The organism is Arthrobacter oryzae (assembly GCF_030718995.1).
Lineage (GTDB): Bacteria > Actinomycetota > Actinomycetes > Actinomycetales > Micrococcaceae > Arthrobacter > Arthrobacter oryzae_C.
Genome location: NZ_CP132204.1, coordinates 2233975 through 2250296 on the forward strand (window position 1 = coordinate 2233975; position 16322 = coordinate 2250296).

General features: G+C 65.2%; 17 protein-coding genes. 6 read left to right on the forward strand and 11 right to left on the reverse strand.

Going from position 1 to position 16322, the window contains the following annotated elements; genetic code table 11:
• Positions 1 to 53: 53 nt before the first annotated feature.
• Both Q8Z05_RS10320 and Q8Z05_RS10325 read left to right on the forward strand, forming a co-directional pair.
• Entirely contained in the window at positions 54 to 1805 is a 1752-nt protein-coding gene (locus Q8Z05_RS10320; RefSeq protein ID WP_305943360.1) for an alpha/beta fold hydrolase, read from the forward strand.
• A gap of 77 nt (positions 1806 to 1882) precedes the next feature.
• Positions 1883 to 2464 carry a hypothetical protein gene (locus Q8Z05_RS10325; RefSeq protein WP_305943361.1) on the forward strand — a complete coding sequence of 194 codons (582 nt, stop codon included), beginning with the start codon at positions 1883 to 1885 and terminating at the stop codon, positions 2462 to 2464.
• Between the two features lie 6 nt (positions 2465 to 2470).
• Here the strand turns inward: Q8Z05_RS10325 and Q8Z05_RS10330 are convergent, their stop codons facing one another.
• Positions 2471 to 2935 (reverse strand): phage tail protein, encoded by a 465-nt coding sequence (locus Q8Z05_RS10330; protein WP_305943362.1) that lies wholly within the window; start codon positions 2933 to 2935, stop codon positions 2471 to 2473.
• 123 nt (positions 2936 to 3058) lie between these two features.
• Here Q8Z05_RS10330 and Q8Z05_RS10335 point away from each other — a divergent pair, with 123 nt between their 5' ends.
• Positions 3059 to 4132 (forward strand): DNA polymerase IV, encoded by a 1074-nt coding sequence (locus tag Q8Z05_RS10335; protein ID WP_442781329.1) that lies wholly within the window; start codon positions 3059 to 3061, stop codon positions 4130 to 4132.
• 405 nt (positions 4133 to 4537) lie between these two features.
• Here the strand turns inward: Q8Z05_RS10335 and Q8Z05_RS10340 are convergent, their stop codons facing one another.
• Positions 4538 to 5020, reverse strand: a complete 483-nt coding sequence (locus Q8Z05_RS10340; RefSeq protein WP_305943363.1) for a hypothetical protein — start codon at positions 5018 to 5020, stop codon at positions 4538 to 4540.
• Positions 5021 to 5707: 687 nt separating this feature from the next.
• Between Q8Z05_RS10340 and Q8Z05_RS10345 the strand changes: the two genes are divergently transcribed.
• The gene (locus tag Q8Z05_RS10345) at positions 5708 to 5929 is read left to right on the forward strand and encodes an META domain-containing protein (protein ID WP_305943364.1); all 222 of its coding nucleotides are present in this window, start codon (positions 5708 to 5710) and stop codon (positions 5927 to 5929) included.
• A 340-nt stretch (positions 5930 to 6269) separates the two neighbouring features.
• A complete protein-coding gene (locus tag Q8Z05_RS10350) occupies positions 6270 to 6473 on the forward strand; it encodes a hypothetical protein (RefSeq protein ID WP_305943365.1) in 204 nt (67 codons plus the stop codon).
• 156 nt (positions 6474 to 6629) lie between these two features.
• Here Q8Z05_RS10350 and Q8Z05_RS10355 read toward each other — a convergent pair whose 3' ends face one another.
• Together Q8Z05_RS10355 and Q8Z05_RS10360 are read right to left on the reverse strand one after the other, a co-directional pair.
• Entirely contained in the window at positions 6630 to 7331 is a 702-nt protein-coding gene (locus Q8Z05_RS10355) for a DUF1349 domain-containing protein (protein WP_371745960.1), read from the reverse strand.
• An 85-nt stretch (positions 7332 to 7416) separates the two neighbouring features.
• A complete protein-coding gene (locus tag Q8Z05_RS10360) occupies positions 7417 to 7932 on the reverse strand; it encodes a hypothetical protein (protein WP_305943367.1) in 516 nt (171 codons plus the stop codon).
• A 246-nt stretch (positions 7933 to 8178) separates the two neighbouring features.
• On the opposite strand from Q8Z05_RS10360, the gene Q8Z05_RS10365 reads away from it, so the two are divergent.
• A complete protein-coding gene (locus Q8Z05_RS10365; RefSeq protein ID WP_305943368.1) occupies positions 8179 to 8688 on the forward strand; it encodes a recombinase family protein in 510 nt (169 codons plus the stop codon).
• Between the two features lie 124 nt (positions 8689 to 8812).
• On the opposite strand, the gene Q8Z05_RS10370 is transcribed toward Q8Z05_RS10365, so the two are convergent.
• The 7 genes from Q8Z05_RS10370 to Q8Z05_RS10400 form a co-directional block, all read right to left on the reverse strand.
• Entirely contained in the window at positions 8813 to 9016 is a 204-nt protein-coding gene (locus Q8Z05_RS10370) for a cold-shock protein (protein ID WP_013599688.1), read from the reverse strand.
• A gap of 144 nt (positions 9017 to 9160) precedes the next feature.
• Entirely contained in the window at positions 9161 to 10039 is an 879-nt protein-coding gene (locus tag Q8Z05_RS10375; protein ID WP_305943534.1) for an alpha/beta fold hydrolase, read from the reverse strand.
• The gene (locus Q8Z05_RS10380; protein WP_305943369.1) at positions 10039 to 12732 is read right to left on the reverse strand and encodes a PEP/pyruvate-binding domain-containing protein; all 2694 of its coding nucleotides are present in this window, start codon (positions 12730 to 12732) and stop codon (positions 10039 to 10041) included. The genes Q8Z05_RS10375 and Q8Z05_RS10380 overlap by 1 nt, the downstream gene beginning before the upstream one ends.
• A gap of 9 nt (positions 12733 to 12741) precedes the next feature.
• On the reverse strand, positions 12742 to 13059 hold the full coding sequence (locus Q8Z05_RS10385) for a hypothetical protein (protein WP_305943370.1): 318 nt from the start codon (positions 13057 to 13059) through the stop codon (positions 12742 to 12744).
• Positions 13060 to 13149: 90 nt separating this feature from the next.
• Positions 13150 to 14301: a GGDEF domain-containing protein gene (locus Q8Z05_RS10390; RefSeq protein ID WP_305943371.1), complete on the reverse strand. Its 1152-nt coding sequence runs from the start codon at positions 14299 to 14301 to the stop codon at positions 13150 to 13152.
• Between the two features lie 81 nt (positions 14302 to 14382).
• Positions 14383 to 15009, reverse strand: coding sequence for a response regulator (locus tag Q8Z05_RS10395; RefSeq protein WP_305943372.1), 627 nt, complete (start codon positions 15007 to 15009; stop codon positions 14383 to 14385).
• On the reverse strand, positions 15006 to 16166 hold the full coding sequence (locus Q8Z05_RS10400; RefSeq protein ID WP_305943373.1) for a sensor histidine kinase: 1161 nt from the start codon (positions 16164 to 16166) through the stop codon (positions 15006 to 15008). The genes Q8Z05_RS10395 and Q8Z05_RS10400 overlap by 4 nt, the downstream gene beginning before the upstream one ends.
• Positions 16167 to 16322: the final 156 nt, after the last annotated feature.

Consider the following 16322-nt stretch of genomic DNA (forward strand, 5'->3'; position numbering starts at 1 on the left):
TCCCGGGTTACGGCGTAGTCTCCCTCCTATCAGGCCATCCGGCGGGAGGATCCATGGACGGCTATGCCGAGCTTCGGGCGTTCCGTGCCACGCACCCGTACCGTTCGCTGACCGTGGGCGGCGTCGAATGGCAGTACGTAGCGGGACATTCAGCGGAGGGTGAGCGGCCGGCACTTCTCGTCCTGGGCGGCGGCTTCTCCTTCGGCGATTCCGCGTTCCGCACCATCACGGCTTTCGAACCCGGCTTCCGAGTAATCTCACCCTCTTATCCCGCGGTGCGGACAATGGCCGAACTCCTGGCCGGGGTTGCCGCCATTCTCGACGCCGAGGGCGTCCACTCCGCGAACATTTTTGGCCACTCGCTCGGCGCCGGAGTCGCGCACGCCTTTGCCCGCCGTTATCCGCAGCGGGTGGACAAGCTCGTCCTTTCCGGGTTCGGTCTCTACACCCGTGCACACACTCGGCTGGTGGGTGCCTTTCTCCGTTTGTTCTCGGCGTTGCCCAAGGCCGCCCTGGCCGCTTTCTACCGTCCCAGGGTCGCACGCCTTCTCGCGGGGGCGGACGACGACGAGCGTGCTTTCCTCAGCGCCTATACGGAGGACCTCTTCGCAGCGCACACCAAGGAATCGGCCATGGCACGACTGGCCGTGCTTGTGGATCTGGCGGCTCATCCGGACCGTTACGCCGCCGCGTCCACGTTCGAGCGTCCGGAGGACGTGCTGCTGATTGCTGCTTCCGACGACCGCGGCTTCTCGTCGCGGGAACGCGAAGCCTTGCTGGCCGCCTATCCAGGGGCACGTGCATACGTTTTTGGACAAGGCGGCCACTGGGCGGCGGTCACCCACCCAGCCGAGTACGACGTCGTCGTCCGCCGCTTCCTCGAAGGCCGTCCGCGTCCCAGGGAGGAAAACGTAAGCCGTGCCGTCCCGCCGCGCCGCACCTTGCTTAAACGCGGCGGTGAAGAGCAGGTTCCCGCCGCGACCCTGGACGCCAAACTCGCTGCATTCCGTGCCGGCCACCGGTACCGCACGCTCGACGTCGACGGTGTGCGCTGGCGCTACGTCGCCGGCGGTTCGGGGGAGCGGGTGCTGCTTCTTCCCTCCGGAGGGACAAGGCTGCCGGATATGTACCTGCTACTGATCGACGCACTGGAACGGGACTTCCGCGTTCTTGCACCTGCTTACCCCGCCGGCGCCGGCATCGACGGGCTTGCGGACGGTCTGCTTGCCATCCTCGATGCGGAGGGAGTCGAGCAGGCGGATGTACTGGGATCCTCGTTCGGTGGTTTTGTGGCCCAGGTGTTCGCCCGGCGGCACCCTGAACGCGTGCGGCGCCTCGTGCTGGCGAACACCGGGGGCCCGGCCGCGGCCCCGCTGCCGGTGCTTCCGCTCCTCATCCGCTTCCTTGCCGTCCTTCCGGAAAACGCCGTGCGCTCGCTGACCGGCTGGAATTGGCGCCGCTGGTTTGTGCCGGAATCGCAGGATGATGGGAAGTTCTGGAATACGCTGCTGTCGGACATCCTCAGCCGGCTGGGCAAAGAGGATCTGCTCTCTGCGCTGAGGGAGATGAACGACTTCACACATCTGCCGCCCGTAAATGCACCGGAGGTGCCCGCCGCCCCCGTTCCCGTGCTGCTGATCGAATCGGAGCATGACGAAGCGTTTTCCCCGCAGGCGCGTGCGGCGCTCCGCGCCCTCTACCCTGAAGCTGAGGTCCGCCTTTTCGCGGGCGCGGGCCACGGGGTGATGGCAACGCGGACCACGGAGTACGTTGAGACAGTGCGGGAGTTCCTTCGCAGGCCCTGACTTTCTCCCAACCCTTGTCCTTCACAGCGCCATGCCCCATTCTTGGCCTGAAGGGGGACTGGCGGAAGGAGCATGGAATGTCCGATGCGTCTTTGGAAGGCGTCCGGCGGCCTGCGACGGGTGCCCTCGCCGCGGCTGCCGTCTGGCTTGTCGGTATCAGCCCGGTGTCGGGCGTCTACCTCGAGCCGGACCCCGTTCGCCGGCTCGAAATGCTCCGCAGGGGGAGGCGGTCATGGGTTGTCGGGCAGCACATTGCCGCGGCAGGCACCGCGGCTGTGCCGGCCGCTTTCGCCCGGGTGGCCATTTCCCTGCCGCCGGGAAGGGCAAAGGTGTTTGCGGCCACCGCCGCCGTTGCGCTCGCCGCGGGGGCGCCGTTATTCGTGTCCCAGCTGGCCTTGCGCGCGTCGGATCTTGAGCGCTTCGCCGCGCGGCGTCTTCCGGCGTGGCCGTTCCTTGCGTACTCGTGGCTGCACGTGCTGGCCCTGGGCGCACTGTCCGGTGCCTTGGCGGGCCTGCCGCACAGGGGGAAGGAAGCCACTGCCCTCGGCCTCGCCGCAGTTGGCTCAGGCGCCGTCCTGGCCACGACCGGTGACATCCCGCCGTTCGTGTTCTACGTTTCCGAACAGGTCGCTGCCGCGAGCCTCCTTCGCCGCGTTTGACCTCTGTCAGTACTCGCCCTTGATCACGAAGTAGGAACCGCGGATAACGCCTGCCAGCTTGGATTTCTGCCGGGCGAACTTGAAGCGTGGCGTCAGCTCCTCCGGAATTTCCATGCCGTCGGAGAGTTTGAACCCGACGGCTCGCTTCCCGCCGTCGTCGATGCTGTACATGACGTTGATCGCCAGCCCCGACTCGTAGAACACATAAGCCATCTGCAGTCCGTCCACTTCGAAGGCTGTCGCTTCGAGCGGGCGGGAGCCGATGACGATGTCTCGCTCATCCCTGAGGATGCGGCTCACCCGCTCGACCACCTCGGGGACTTCGCTTGCGGGGCTCACCGTGAAGACATGGTCATACTTGTTCCGGTAGTAGCGGGCCTCGTTGGCGCGCAACCCGGCAAGTGCCTCCGCGACAGGAGACGATTCCAGGCCGACCGTAGAAACGTCCTTGAAGTCAACGATGTGCGGCATGCGCGCCTCCTGGTCAGATGTGTTGGGACCAACGATAACGTGACGGCGTGCTGCGCGGGCGTCCGATGGCAAGCTCGGTGGGGAACCGATGCTTGCGAGGGATGTTTAGGGCAGACTGGTGGCGTGAGCGGAATCCGGTGGGTGCTGCATGTCGATCTCGACCAGTTCATCGCGGCGGTCGAAGTGCTCCGGCGGCCGGAGCTTGCGGGCAGGCCGATCATTGTCGGCGGTCGGGGCGACCCCACGGAGCGAGCTGTGGTGTCGACCGCATCCTACGAAGCCAGGGCCTTCGGCGTGGGTTCCGGAATGCCTTTGCGCATCGCGGCCCGGAAAGTGCCCGACGCGGTGATCCTTCCCGTCGATCAGGAGGCTTACCTCGCGGCGTCTGAGACGGTGATGGCTACGCTGCACGCGCAGCCCGGCGCCACAGTGCAGGTGCTGGGTTGGGATGAAGCCTTTGTGGGCATTGAGACAGAGAATCCGGAAGCCTATGCCCGTCAGGTGCAGGCCGCTGTGTTTGAGCGAACGCAGCTGCATTGCAGTGTTGGCATAGGCGACACCCTGGTGCGAGCCAAGGTCGCCACCGGTTTCGGCAAGCCGGCCGGCGTCTTCCGTCTCACTGCCGGGAACTGGCTCGACGTCATGGGCAGCCGGCCCACCAGGGAGCTGTGGGGCGTCGGAACCAAAGTGTCGGGCCGGCTCGCCAAACTCGGCATCAACACGGTCGCCGAGCTCGCCGCGACCGACCCCCAGGACCTCGTCCCGGAGTTCGGCCCCAGGATGGGTCCTTGGTATGCGGAGCTCGGACGCGGGGACGGCGCCAGCGTTGTGGACGACACCCCGTGGGTCGCCCGCGGGCATAGCCGGGAGACGACGTTCCAGCGCGACCTGACCGAGCCCGCCCAGGTGGACGACGCCGTGAGGGAGCTGACAGCGCGAGTCCTTGAGGATGTTGTGGCCGAAGGACGGCCCGTGGTTGGTCTGACCCTCAAGGTCCGGTACGCGCCGTTCTTCACCAAGACCCACGCGAGGAAGATTCCCGAGACATTCGACCGGAACGAGATCATCGCGCGGGCCGTGGACCTCGCAGCCGGAATCGAAGCGGGCCGTCCGATCCGGCTCCTGGGCCTTCGCGCCGAAATGGCAATGCCCGACGATGCCCGAAAAGGACATACGCCGACGCGCGGCGGTTGGTAACGGCGTCGTGCCTTTACCTCACAATCCCGGAGACAATAAGGGTCCTATGAGACATTTCCACTATTTGTTGGAAGCTTATTTTCCCAAGGCATGAGGAAGAATGTAGCGGCGGCGAGAAGGATCCCGATCGCACAGATCATGCTGGCCAGCTCGTATCCGAATCCGCGAATATAAGCGTTCAGATTGATCGCCGTCGGAAACCAGGCCAAGATCCAAATGGCAACGTCAATCCAACATGCCCACCAGTGTCCAATCCTCAACAGGAGAAAAGCGCAGGCGGAAAACAAGGCGCCCATCCGGGAAGCCAAGTCAACAGTGCTCCTTCCTCGGTCTCAGCCCCGCTCAAAGCGAATCGTTGCGGTCTATCTCGTGGTTTCGCTCGGGCAAGGTGCCTGGACAATGAAGCTAATCGAGTTCGACGATGATTTTCTCGCCCTCGTAGAAGCCCTCGCCATCGGCCTGGATCATTGCCCCGTTGTTGTCGACGAAGTAGGTAAGGACATGCCCCAAGGCCGCATAGCCATCCTCATCGATGTCGGAGGTTAACAGCTGTGCCGCGACGATGAACCGCGTATTCCGCAGCATCTTCTCTACACGTCTTCGATTCTTTTTGTTCGGCGCGTCCTCGAGGAACTCGATGAACTCCCTGATCTCTTCACGCATGAGGGACTCATCGTCCCCGTCGTCGCGACTGACTTCGAGCAGAATCGGCGCCTTGTTGTCCTTGTAGACGATGCCAACCTGCTCCCAGTTGCCGTCGTCAAGGGCTGGCCTGCTGACCTCTGGATCGAGGGCTAGACGGAGGCCGCGCTCCGCTGAAAAGGCGAGGACCGGCCGCAGCGGCGGAGGTTGGCCCTGGGTGCAAAACGCTCTGACGTAGTAGCCCATGACTAGGAGGATACCGTCCAGCCTGCCTTCATCGGGAAGTTATGATGCCGCCCGTAGGATGAGGCCACGCGGCCTGCCAGAGCGCTTATCGCCGGAGTAATTTTGGTGTGCCGACCGCACAGTACAGCTTGACTCACCTGCGGCGAGAGGGGGAGCCGATCGGCGCTCAAAGGAAGGCCCTGCTCGGTTTGAGCTTCTTAGGGATGCTGCTTGTTCTGGCCGGCGGCGCTAATTTCTCCACGAGGACTCGTTAGGGACCATTCCAGCAACCGAACCGCGAACGGGACACTCTCGGGATGCATGAAGAACTCGGCCGTCTGCGTATAGGCTCCCATCAACGTCCACCTTCAGGGGAGCACAATGCAGCGCAATCGGTTGTGGCAATACACGGTTCCCCTCCTACTTGTCGGCATGCTGTTGACATCTTGCGGAGACACGAAAACGGGCGAACCGGGAGCTGCCATACCCACGTCCAGCTCCACCAGCTCGGCTACGTCCACCAGCTCAACTCTTGGCTCGACCAGCAGCACGCCACCCCAGGAAACATGTGCGGCGTTCCTACCAACGACCCAGTGCTCCCGATACGCCAGTGTTTCCGGCACGACCGGCGGCAGTGATCTACCGTGGGTGGCCTCCGGCGGCGTCAAGGCATGGTTGACCTCCGTGAACGGAGAGCTCCAGTTGACCGTGACTACCAGATGCGGCCCCCTGGGCGGGCAGGCGACGATCACCGGGAACACGCTTACTGTCAGGAACATTGCCACCGGAGCGATGGGGTGCGCGGGCGATGTCGGCGAACAGCATCTGTGGGTGATGGAGTTCCTGAAGCGGCCCATCGAACTGACATTCAGCCAGGGCACTTTCAGCTGGAAGAGCGGAACGGACACACTCAGCTTCAAAAGCGAGTAACAGCCCGCCCACCCACTTCGATCTTCCTTGTGCGAACCGCAACTGGATAGGACGAACCGATCCCTAAGCATGGCCGCTCCCGTGGGACGCGCGTCCCTAAGCCCGCCCCGTTAAGGGATCAGCTTACGGGCGTTGGTGCGACGAACAGCGACCAGAAAACGCCGCCACATGCCCGATCAAATTCCCACTTTTTGAAGAGTGCGGAGCAAGGCGGCGCGGCGGCCGGTGGAGGACCGGCTGGCGGGCGGAATGGCTAGAGTGGAGGCGAAGGGAATGACCAGTGGCACCAAGTACTGCCCACGGGAGGGTGGAAATCGTGACTCGACAAATTCTTCCTATATTGACCATCACGATCTCAATCGTGTTCGTCTTCATCGCTGCCAGAGCTGTCATAGGACTGAACCTAGAGCTCATCGAATCCAAGGGAAGCGGTTCGCCCTTCAGGTTTGAAGAGTGGGCACTTATCGCACTTGCGCCGCTACTGCTCCTGTCGGTATTCCTGCAGAGCTACTTCCTCTTCAAGCGACGCACGGCCCAGCGATAACCGTCTCAGGTCGGGTTACAGGCGCGGGCCTTGCCGGCCACGGCGGCGGCAGACGAGCAAAAATACTGGTTTGTCCCGCGTCCTGGGTATGGACCAGCGTCCGATAGAGGGATCCTTCACCGCTCCCAGTACGACTCACGGATTAGTGCTGCGGCTTTAGTCGTGTTCAGGGTGCAGGGTTGCATCTGTATCGGTCTCAACCCATCGGGTGAAGGTGGTCGTGAGGTTAGCCCGAGTGGGCGAGGCACAAAATGGGCCGACCTCGGCACTTACTGTTTCATCCAGAGGAGCAACGCGGATGAGCCGGAAAGACTCATCCCCGGCGCGGGCCCTGATGGTGACGGCGTTACCGGCCCTGCTCAGCCGCACTGTGATTTCCCGATTGATCCACTCAGGGACAGGTGCCACCGACCAGTCGGAGACCCCATGTGTTACGACGGCCCCAACCTGTGGGACTCCGTCGGACACCTCCACGCCGGCCTTGATCCAAGAAAATTCCGAAACGTGAAGATAGATCCCCGCCTGGTCGAACTGCTCGGTGTAATTCAGAAGGAATGAAACCTCCACCGCCCCCTCAGCGGGCAGCGGTGCCAACAGGGCATGCGCGCTGTCATGGACGAAGCCGTACGAGGTGTGCCTCCACGCGTCACTGTTCTCGGCTGCGGTTACCCGCAGAGTCCGACCATCCGCGACGACACGCACGGGCGGGTTGCGCCACCTTCCCCGGTCCCAGGAATCGTGTGCTTCCTTTATCACTTGTGTCACGTCAGATCCCCTAAGTCGATCGTTCCGTCCGTAAGCCCTATTCAAGCAGTGGCACATCCAACACAACGGCGATTGCCCGTTGACCGATCCCATTACGGCAACCTCATCCGGGACGCTGCAACGTTCCGATAGCGGATCTTTTTACGCGACGTTACCAGCAGCTGGGCCGGGACCTTTGTCAGCTATCCGCTAGTGGAATCGGGATGGGTGTGATGTCGCCTTTGATCACAATGCCCATGTTGGCCGCCTCGGCCCGGAGCCACTTGTGGCCTTCGTCGCCAAGGTACCGGAGGTCATCTCGGACTTCGATGGCGCCACGACGCCCTGGTCGGATTACCCAGCCGACCACGTCTTGGCCGCCCCGCGGGTACCCGGCTCTGAGTGCGGCTCGATGGATGTCCTTCGCGGTGGCTCCTGTGCCGAGTTCAGCGTTCAGCCGGGCAACCGCGCCTAGGAAGGCAACCGTGACCATCTTGTCCTCACCTTCCGAGCCTCCGTGTTGCTTGAGCCGAGGAGTGATCGGTGGTTCGTCCAGGAGCGGGTCGTACTCCGTTTGTGAACCGGCACCCGATGCGAAGACCTGCTGCGTCGACGCTTGCGCTGATCGGTCGACCTCGTGGCGGTCATCCAGCACGTGCAGAAAGGCGCGGGCGGCCGCAGCCAGCGCATTGGTAAGACGGGCTATTTCATTCATATCGAAATCCTCGTTTCTCAGGAGGCTCCAGACGTCCTCCTAGGACACTGTAGAAGGCTCTAGAGTCACTGTCAATGCATTGGGCTTGGTCCGGCCCGCTAGCCGGTCCTCCTCCGGGCAGACCCGCCCCTCACCAGCACAAACGCAGTCCCGCCGAGAGACGTCACCGTAAGACCCGTCCGATGGCATGCCCGGTGAGCGTGACATATCTGGTCCACCTAAAAGCCCCGTGGCACACTGTTGCGCATGACCGCTTTGCTGGTCGGCTACGCGCGGGTATCAACGGAACAGCAGGACCTTACGGCGCAGCGCGACTCATTGGCAGCCTTGGGAATCACCCCGGACCGGATCTACGTGGATCACGGGCTGACAGGCACTGACCGGAACCGCCCGGGCCTCCGTGAAGCGATGGCGGCAAGCCGGGACGGGGACACGTTCGTGGTCACAAAGCTGGATCGTCTGGCTAGGTCGGTGCGTGACGCCCACGAAATCGTCGACGAGCTTGCCCAGCGGAATGTGAAACTCAGCATCGGCGGATCGGTGCACGATCCAACCGACCCGGTCGGAAAACTGCTGTTCAACGTCTTGGCCATGGTGGCTGAATTCGAGAGCGATCTGATTCGTGCCCGCACCCGCGAGGGCCTGAAGATTGCGAAAGCCAAAGGCCGCCTGCGCGGGAAGAAGCCCAAGCTGTCTCCGGCCCAGGAGGCCCATTTGGTGAAACTGCACGACGCCGGCGAGCACACCACGGTCTAACCGTGGACCCTCCGTGAGTTGCGGGATGGCCAACGCAACAGCCCCTTCGAACCGGATGGTTCGGAGGGGCTGTTGTTGGTGCAGGGTGGTCCGGCTAGGCGCCGGAAACCGTAACCCTAAGCCTTTAGAGAGGGCGGATGTTCTCTGCCTGAGGGCCCTTCGGACCCTGCGTCACATCGAATTCGACCTTCTGGTTCTCATCCAGTGAACGGTAACCGCTGCTTGCGATCGCCGAATAGTGGGCGAAAACGTCAGCTGATCCGTCATCGGGGGCAATGAAGCCAAAACCCTTTTCGGCGTTGAACCATTTAACTGTGCCTGTTGCCATGGCTGCATTCCTTTATGTGACTCTGATTTTCTCTGCAAACACGGCGGCCCGCAGAGCGGAGAACGTCCCCCGCTGTCCCCAACGTACGGGGCGGAGGCCCTGCTTGCAAGGGTATAAGTGCCCTTGCGACACTATGTGTCCGGTTCAGGGGCCCGCGGCGTACATGGCGAGCAGGTCCCGGCCGAACTGGTGCGGCGATGTTTCGGAGGGGCTGTGCCCGCCGCGATAGACCGAAATGCGGGCGCCGATGGACTGCGCGAACTGGCGGTGCAGGGCCAGAGGCCAGAGGTCGTGCTCGCCGACGGCCACGAATTTCGGGACCTGGGCAGCCGCGAGGGTCTGCCTGAGATCCGGGACATTCTTCATCAGCTGGTAGATGTCGCGGACGGACTGGCGCCGCGTGAACCTGAACCGGTTCCGGACAAACCGCAGCCGGTTGGGGGACACCTTGTTGACGTTCCGGCGGATGCCCCAGATCATCATCGCGGCCCCCGCCCGGCCGTTGGCCCAGCCGGTGAATGGCCCGATTCTGCTGATTCCCCGGAAACACTGCCCGGTCAGCGGCGGGCAGCTCAGGAGCGTGAAGCTGCGGAACAGCTCCGGGCGCCGCGAAAACGCAATCTGAGCCACGATCGCGGCAAAAGAGTAACCCACCACATGCGCAGGAACGTCACCGGACTCCATCACCGCGATGAAGTCGTTCACGAAGAGCTCGTAGTCATAATGGCTGCGGGCCGGGACGAGGTTCTCGGGCCCGGCGCCTGCAGACTCGTACTGGCCCGCCAGATCGTAACTCAGCACATAAAACCCCGCCTCGGCCAGCTCCGGCATCATGACGGCGAAGTCCTCTTTGGAGCCCGTGGCTCCGGGAACCAGCACCACCCGCGGGTTCTGCGGCTTGCCCATGGCTACCATGGCCAGGCTCCCGCTCGGCGCCGCAAAACGCGTGCTCACGGCACCCGGGGGAAGGACAGCCCAGTTCCAGTCGCGGATCTCCGCGTCCTTCAGCGTCGCGTCGTCCATCACCACGTGACAGTTCCCGCGGCCCCGTCCACGGTGACGGTCTGCCCGTCGTGCAGCCGAAGGGTGGCATCCGCAACACCCACCACGGCCGGGATGCCGTATTCGCGGGCCACCACTGCCCCGTGCGAAATGACGCCGCCCATCTCCATCACCAAGGCGCCAGCCGTCATAAAGAGTGGCGTCCAGCCGGGATCCGTGGAGGGGGCCACCAGAATCTCCCCAGGTTCCAGGTGGGCGCCCACCGGGTCCATGACCACCCGGACCCTCCCGGTGGCGGTTCCGGCAGAAGCCGGCGTCCCCGTCAGCCGGTCCGCTGCAGCCGGCCGGGGCTGCGCGGCGGCCGCAGCCATCATGGCGGCCTCGACGTCGGTGCCGTCCGAGAGCAGAAGGCGCGGTATGCGCCGCCGCCGGAGTTCGACGTCGTACAGCCGGCGGCGGCGGGCGACGATGCCTTTCAGATCCGCACCGCGAAAGCCCACACGCAGTTCATCGAAGTCCAGGAAGAACACGTCACCTGCGGCCTCCACGGTTCCGGCCGCCGCCAGTTCGGTGCCGACCGCAGTGAGCTGCCTGTGCATCTCCGCGAGCACCATCACGATGTAAAACTTGGGCAGTTCCCGCAGGCCGGACAGCTGGCGTGCCCGGCGCAGGCACAGCGCCACCAGGCGCGCCCGCAGCCGGCTCTTGGTCCCGGCACGCGCCACCAGCTCGCTGATCCGGGCCTCCGCATGGTCGGCGGCCCGGGCGAACTGCCGGTCCGGCGCCTGCTCGGGATCTTCCACCCGAAGATAGTTCGAGATCATTCCCAGCAGGTGGTCCGGTTCCTCGGACCACCGCGGCATCCCCAGGTCGATTTCCGCCACGGCCCGGTGGCCGTACTTGGACAGGAACTTCCGCAGCCCGGCCTGGGCGCCGGCTGGCAGCGTGCCCGCCTTGTAGAGGGCGGCCAGCTCCCCGGGCTTTAGTTCCGTGAACGCCCGGCGTGCCTCCGGATCCCTGCCCAGTGATACAGCCAGGTGCCACAGTTCAAGGTCCATAATGGTGGTCACGTTGTGGGGGAGCCCCCGAAGGACAGCCTCAAGTTCGCGCGGCTTGGCAATCCCGCGCAGCAACCTTCGGGCCGCCGCCAGCATCAGATACCCCACGGACGGTGCCGGCAGCGTTGCCCGGATCAACCCGTTGACCGTGGTGACCAGGATGTCCTCGGCGTGCTGGAGCCGCCTGGCCGCCGTCGCCGGCAGGGGGAGGGCCAGCTGCGCTGCGAGTCTGTCCTGGTGTCGCCGCGCCGTCCTCAGTTCCAGGTCCGGCCACAGCAGGGCGCGGACCATGGCCGGAATGAGCCCCAGATACAGGCCCAGTCCCTGACTGCCTTCGGTGCCCCGGGACTGCGTCCGGGCAGGTGCCTCCTCGCGTCCGGACCCTTCGCGGCTGGACTTCCCCCGGCCTGGCCTGCGTCGGGCCGGTTTGACGATGCTGAACCGCGGATCGTCCAGGAGCGAAGGTAATACGGCAGCCGACCTTCCGTCGGCGAGCGGCAGCAGCCTCAGCAGTCCCTGGCGGCCGGACTTGTTGCGGATGATTGGTGTCAGCTCCACGTACATCCGCAATCCCGGGTTCGCGGTTTTCCACGGCCCTTTGTTGTTGCCCCTCATGAGGCTCAGTACCGAGAGTCCCATCGGAGTGATGGGGCGTGTGAGGCCCTGCAGCAGGGTGCCGCACAGGTAAACGCGGGTGTCTTCGCCCGCACCGCCGTCCGTGCCGGCCTGCCCGCCCAGCGGGTCGTCCTCCGGCAGCGGGTACAGCGTGGTGATGGGCCTCGACTGGGTCAGCCAGGCCTTGCCCCCGCCGTCGATGACCCATTCCACGTCCTGCGGTGCGCCGAACAGCCGCTGGGCGGCATCACCGAGGGACGCCAGTTCGCGAAGCTGCGCCTCGGTCAGGCTCGGAACCCGGCCCTGCGGCCACTGCAGGATCCGGCCCGACGCCGTATCCACCACAAAGTGTTCAGGATTCACCGCGCCGGACACCACCGCCTGCCCGGGGCCTGAGCTGGCATCGATAACGGTCCGGTTCCGTGTGCCGGCCACCGGATCGGCCGTGAACAGAACACCGGCCGTAACGGCGTCGACCATTCGTTGAACCACGACGGCGAGGCCCACCTCACGGTGACTGATCCCGTTCGCTGTGCGGTACGCCACCGCGCGGTCCGTCCACAAGGACGCCCAGCAGCGCCGGACAGCCTCCACGACGGCGTCCGCCCCCACCACATCCATGAAAGAGTCCTGCTGCCCTGCGAAGCTGGCAAAGGGCAGGTCTTCGGCGGTGGCTGATGAACGCACCGCGACCAGTCCGCTGCCCATGGCGGCGTAGGCGTTACGGACGGCGGCTTCGACGTCGGCCGGTACCGGCGCGGCCGCCATCTCATCGCGGCCACGCCGCGCGAGCCCGTCCCGGTCTTGGTCCGTCAGTCCGTCCAGGCGTGCGGCGATAGCCTCGAGTTCCGCGGGCGCGGCCATCCTGTAGCCGGTTGTTGTCAGGCAGAAACCCGGCGGCACCGGAAAATCCGCGGCGACCAGCCAGCCGAGGTTCAGGGCCTTGCCGCCCACCTGGGCCAGCGACGCAGACTCCAGCTGGCCCAGGTCAACAATGAGGCCTCCGGCACCGTGCTCCGGAGCGGGACGTTCAGAAGCCATATCCTGCTCCTAGCTGTTATCCGGACTTTCTCCGGTGTCCTCCCACAGGACATCCAGATTGTGGAAGATCACGGGCCCGTCGCACAGTGCCGCCATCTTGGCAGCGAATTCCGACGTTTCCGGGCGCCCGGAATTTTCCATCGCCGAGTCAAAGGAATCGAAGTCGACGATGGTGAAATAGGTCCCCGGGCGGTCCCTGTCCGCCGTCGCAACAATGCGGCGGAACGTGGGCGCAGTGCTTCCCTCGGTTCTTGACGGACGGCCCAGCGCTTCGATTTCCTCGATGCGGGAGGTCTTGAATTCCATGATCTGAACAAACCCGGCCATAACGGCTCCTCGACGGCGGTGGACACTGATGCGGATCACCCTAGACCTGCCGGCGGGCGGCGCAAAGGGGAGAAATGCCCTACTTGGGCGCTACGGCGTGTGGACTCCGCGGACAGTGCGGTTACGGCCCAGGGATTTGGCCCGGTACAGGGCGGCGTCCGCCGTCGCGATCAGTTCATCGAGGCCGGACGTTCCGCGGCCAATGGGGGCGATGCCGTAGCTGACGGTGGGCATCCGGGAACCGTCCGGACCGCGGACAGCCTTCAGATGCCGGTTGATCTCCTTCGTGATGGCTTCGGCCCGGTCCGGGCTCACCCCCGGCAGCAGGAAAATGAACTCCTCGCCGCCGTAACGGCCCACGAGGTCTGTTGACCGGACCGCGCCGTTGCACGCGGCGGCGAACGACTGCAGTGCCGCGTCCCCGGCAGCGTGGCCGTAGGTGTCGTTGACCGCCTTGAAATGGTCCAGGTCGGCCAGGATCAGGGACCCCAATGCCCGGGTGTGCCGCAGCCGCTGCAGCTCCCCTGAGGCGAGGTCCATGAAAGCAGCCCTGTTGAGCAGTCCCGTGAGGCCGTCCTGGGTGGCCACGGCCCGGAGCGCGCGTGTCTGCTGTTCACTGCTGAGGGCGGCCATGCTGAAGGACACCACTACCAGCAGCACCATGGTGACCAGGGTGGTGACGGCAGAGCCGAAATACGTGACGAAGACGGGCCCGTCCGGTCCTTCAGCGAGGTAAACGACCAGGCGGCAGACGTAGTAGAACGAGAAGAAAGCAGCGGCGATGGCCAACGGGATGCGGACCCTTGAGTAGCCCGGCTCCAGCTGCCAGAGTTCGCGCGACGCCAGGCCCAGCATCAGGGCCATCAGGGCAAGGAAGACGGCGCCTCCGGCCCAGATGTTCGTGCCGGGGTTCTCCAGGGCCGAAGAGACTGTGACCACGGCCGGTCCCGCCGCCAGCTGCCAGGCGCGCGGCCGTGATGCCCGCAACGACCGGGCACCGGCCCAGACACAGGCTCCGCCGGCCACCAGCAAACAATTCCCCAGCGGATTGGCCCACGCCTGGTGCGGCGTTCCGTTCAGCAAATAGGATGCGGAACCGGCGAGGAACAGTGTCAGGGCCACACACCACCAGGCGCTGTAAGGCGATCGCGTGCTGCGGTACGCGGCAAAGTAGAACAGCAGCGCCAACGTGAAGGCGACAATGGCGAAGGCAACCCTGAGGGTTAACGTGTCGAGTTGCATTCAGTTCCCCCGGCTCGCAACGAAGCGAGGTCCCGGACGGCACGCGGCCCGGAACACTACGCAGACTTAGTATCGCATCCGCTAGCGCATCCCTTCGCGCCGGATTGCCGTGGCGATCGCGGCGGCACGGGTTTCCACTCCGAGCTTGGCGTAAATGTGCGCCAGGTGCGTCTTCACCGTGGCTTCGGAGATAAACAGCCGCTGGCCGAGCTCCCGGTTGCTGAGCCCTTCAATCAGCAGGCTCAGCAGCTCAGCCTCGCGCGGAGTCAGGACCTCATCCGGGCTCCGCAGCTGCTGGAAGAGCCGCGATGCCACCGGAGCGCTCATGACGCTTTTGCCTTGGACCGCGCCCCGGATCGCGGCGAAGATCTCCTCCGGTGCCGCGTCCTTGAGCAAGTAGCCCATGGCGCCGGCGTCCACGGCCCGGACGATGTCCGCATCCGAGTCATAGGTGGTGAACACCAGCACGGCCTGCCTGGCGTTGCGGCGGCGCAGCTGTTTGATGGCCTCGATTCCGTCCATGCCGGCACCCATGGCCAGGTCCATCACCACCACCGCCGGGCTGAGCTGCTCCGCCAGGGCCAGGCCCTCCTCGCCGGAGGCCGCCTCCGCCACCACCTCGATGTCCGGCTGCGTTCCCAGCAGCGCCTTGAGCCCGCTGCGGACCACCAGATGGTCATCCACCAGAAGCACTGTGATGCGGTTCATTGGTCCTCCCCGGTGGGCAGTTGCGCGGCCACGATCGTCCCTTCCCCGGGGGCGCTTTCCACCGAAAACACCCCGCCCAATTGCTCCACCCTCTGGCGCATGGCCCGGAGTCCGTAGCCTCCGGCGTCCGACGGCGGCGCCAGCGACAGCGGGTCGAAACCGGCGCCGTCGTCGTACAGGTCCAAGGTGACGGCTCCGGGCAGGAATCCCAGCGTTACCGTGGCGTTCGCCGCCGCTGCATGCAGCTTCGTGTTCGCGGCGGCGCTCTGGACCACGCGGAGCAGGGCATGCCGGACGTCCGCGGGGACGGGGCGAGGCTCACCGGTCACCAGCAGGCGAATACCCGGTATGTATTGTGATGCCGCCTGCAGGAGGGCATCCGGCAGCGGCGCGGCGTCCAGCCCCGGGGAGGCCAGCTCGTGGACCAGGCTCCGGGTATCGGCAAGGTTGCGGCGCAGCATCCCGCTGGCACTGAGGACGTCCTCCCGCGCGGCCGGACTGGGCCACGACCTGTTCGCGGCCTCCAGCAGGAGCAGGCTGCTGGCCAGGCCCTGCGTCACGGTGTCGTGGATTTCCCGCGACACCCGCTCACGTTCCTCGACCGTGCCGGCCCGGCGCTCGCTGGCCGCCAGCCGTCCCTGTGCCAGCGACACCTCGGAATGGAGGCGGCGCTGCTCCGCGGCGTCCTGCTCGATCCTGTCGTAGATCAGCGTCAGCATGACGCCCACGGCCAGGGGTCCCAGGAGCATGGCCACATCGCTGCCGCCGCTGAGCCGGAACAGCCCGACGGCGGTGGCTGCCGCCGTCGCGCCTCCCGCCAGGTACGCCACCCAGCCGCTGAAGGCCGTCCTGCACAGGAAGAACACGGCAAACGAGCACCACGCAAAGCTGGGCGCCGCGATCACCAGCACCGCCCACAATGCCACCAGCGCGAACATCCACACCGCCCACGGCCGGCGGCGCTGCGAAAGCACGGCGATGACGGCATAGAGCGAACACACGGCCGCGGCGAGGGCCAGCACCCACAGGTTGTCCGCGGGGCTGTGGCGCATCACGTAACGGACTGCCGACGCCACCAGCAGCACGGCAAAACCACAATGGACGACGGCGTCAATGCGGCCCAGCGGCGTCCGAGGGGCTGGCGGTAAGGAGGGCATGGGGGTCCGGTTCCGGTGGAGGAGTTCTATCCACCATGCTAGGGCCCGCGCCGTTGCTGGTCTCTCAGACTTTTGGCTGATACCTCCAGCCCGATGGGTGAGGCTTCGGCAGACCAATGCCCGATGCCGGCGGGGCCCCGGGCCGAAAGGATGGAT

What these genes read in the sequence shown, in the direction of transcription:
- Q8Z05_RS10320 (WP_305943360.1), top strand. Translation starts at nt 54, where the DNA reads ATGGACGGCTATGCCGAGCTTCGGGCGTTCCGTGCCACGCACCCGTAC.
- Q8Z05_RS10325 (WP_305943361.1), top strand. Translation starts at nt 1,883, where the DNA reads ATGTCCGATGCGTCTTTGGAAGGCGTCCGGCGGCCTGCGACGGGTGCC.
- Q8Z05_RS10330 (WP_305943362.1), bottom strand. Translation starts at nt 2,935, where the DNA reads ATGCCGCACATCGTTGACTTCAAGGACGTTTCTACGGTCGGCCTGGAA.
- Q8Z05_RS10340 (WP_305943363.1), bottom strand. Translation starts at nt 5,020, where the DNA reads ATGGGCTACTACGTCAGAGCGTTTTGCACCCAGGGCCAACCTCCGCCG.
- Q8Z05_RS10355 (WP_371745960.1), bottom strand. Translation starts at nt 7,331, where the DNA reads ATGGGATCGGTCAACGGGCAATCGCCGTTGTGTTGGATGTGCCACTGC.
- Q8Z05_RS10360 (WP_305943367.1), bottom strand. Translation starts at nt 7,932, where the DNA reads ATGAATGAAATAGCCCGTCTTACCAATGCGCTGGCTGCGGCCGCCCGC.
- Q8Z05_RS10365 (WP_305943368.1), top strand. Translation starts at nt 8,179, where the DNA reads ATGACCGCTTTGCTGGTCGGCTACGCGCGGGTATCAACGGAACAGCAG.
- Q8Z05_RS10370 (WP_013599688.1), bottom strand. Translation starts at nt 9,016, where the DNA reads ATGGCAACAGGCACAGTTAAATGGTTCAACGCCGAAAAGGGTTTTGGC.
- Q8Z05_RS10375 (WP_305943534.1), bottom strand. Translation starts at nt 10,039, where the DNA reads ATGGACGACGCGACGCTGAAGGACGCGGAGATCCGCGACTGGAACTGG.
- Q8Z05_RS10380 (WP_305943369.1), bottom strand. Translation starts at nt 12,732, where the DNA reads ATGGCTTCTGAACGTCCCGCTCCGGAGCACGGTGCCGGAGGCCTCATT.
- Q8Z05_RS10385 (WP_305943370.1), bottom strand. Translation starts at nt 13,059, where the DNA reads ATGGCCGGGTTTGTTCAGATCATGGAATTCAAGACCTCCCGCATCGAG.
- Q8Z05_RS10390 (WP_305943371.1), bottom strand. Translation starts at nt 14,301, where the DNA reads ATGCAACTCGACACGTTAACCCTCAGGGTTGCCTTCGCCATTGTCGCC.
- Q8Z05_RS10395 (WP_305943372.1), bottom strand. Translation starts at nt 15,009, where the DNA reads ATGAACCGCATCACAGTGCTTCTGGTGGATGACCATCTGGTGGTCCGC.
- Q8Z05_RS10400 (WP_305943373.1), bottom strand. Translation starts at nt 16,166, where the DNA reads ATGCCCTCCTTACCGCCAGCCCCTCGGACGCCGCTGGGCCGCATTGAC.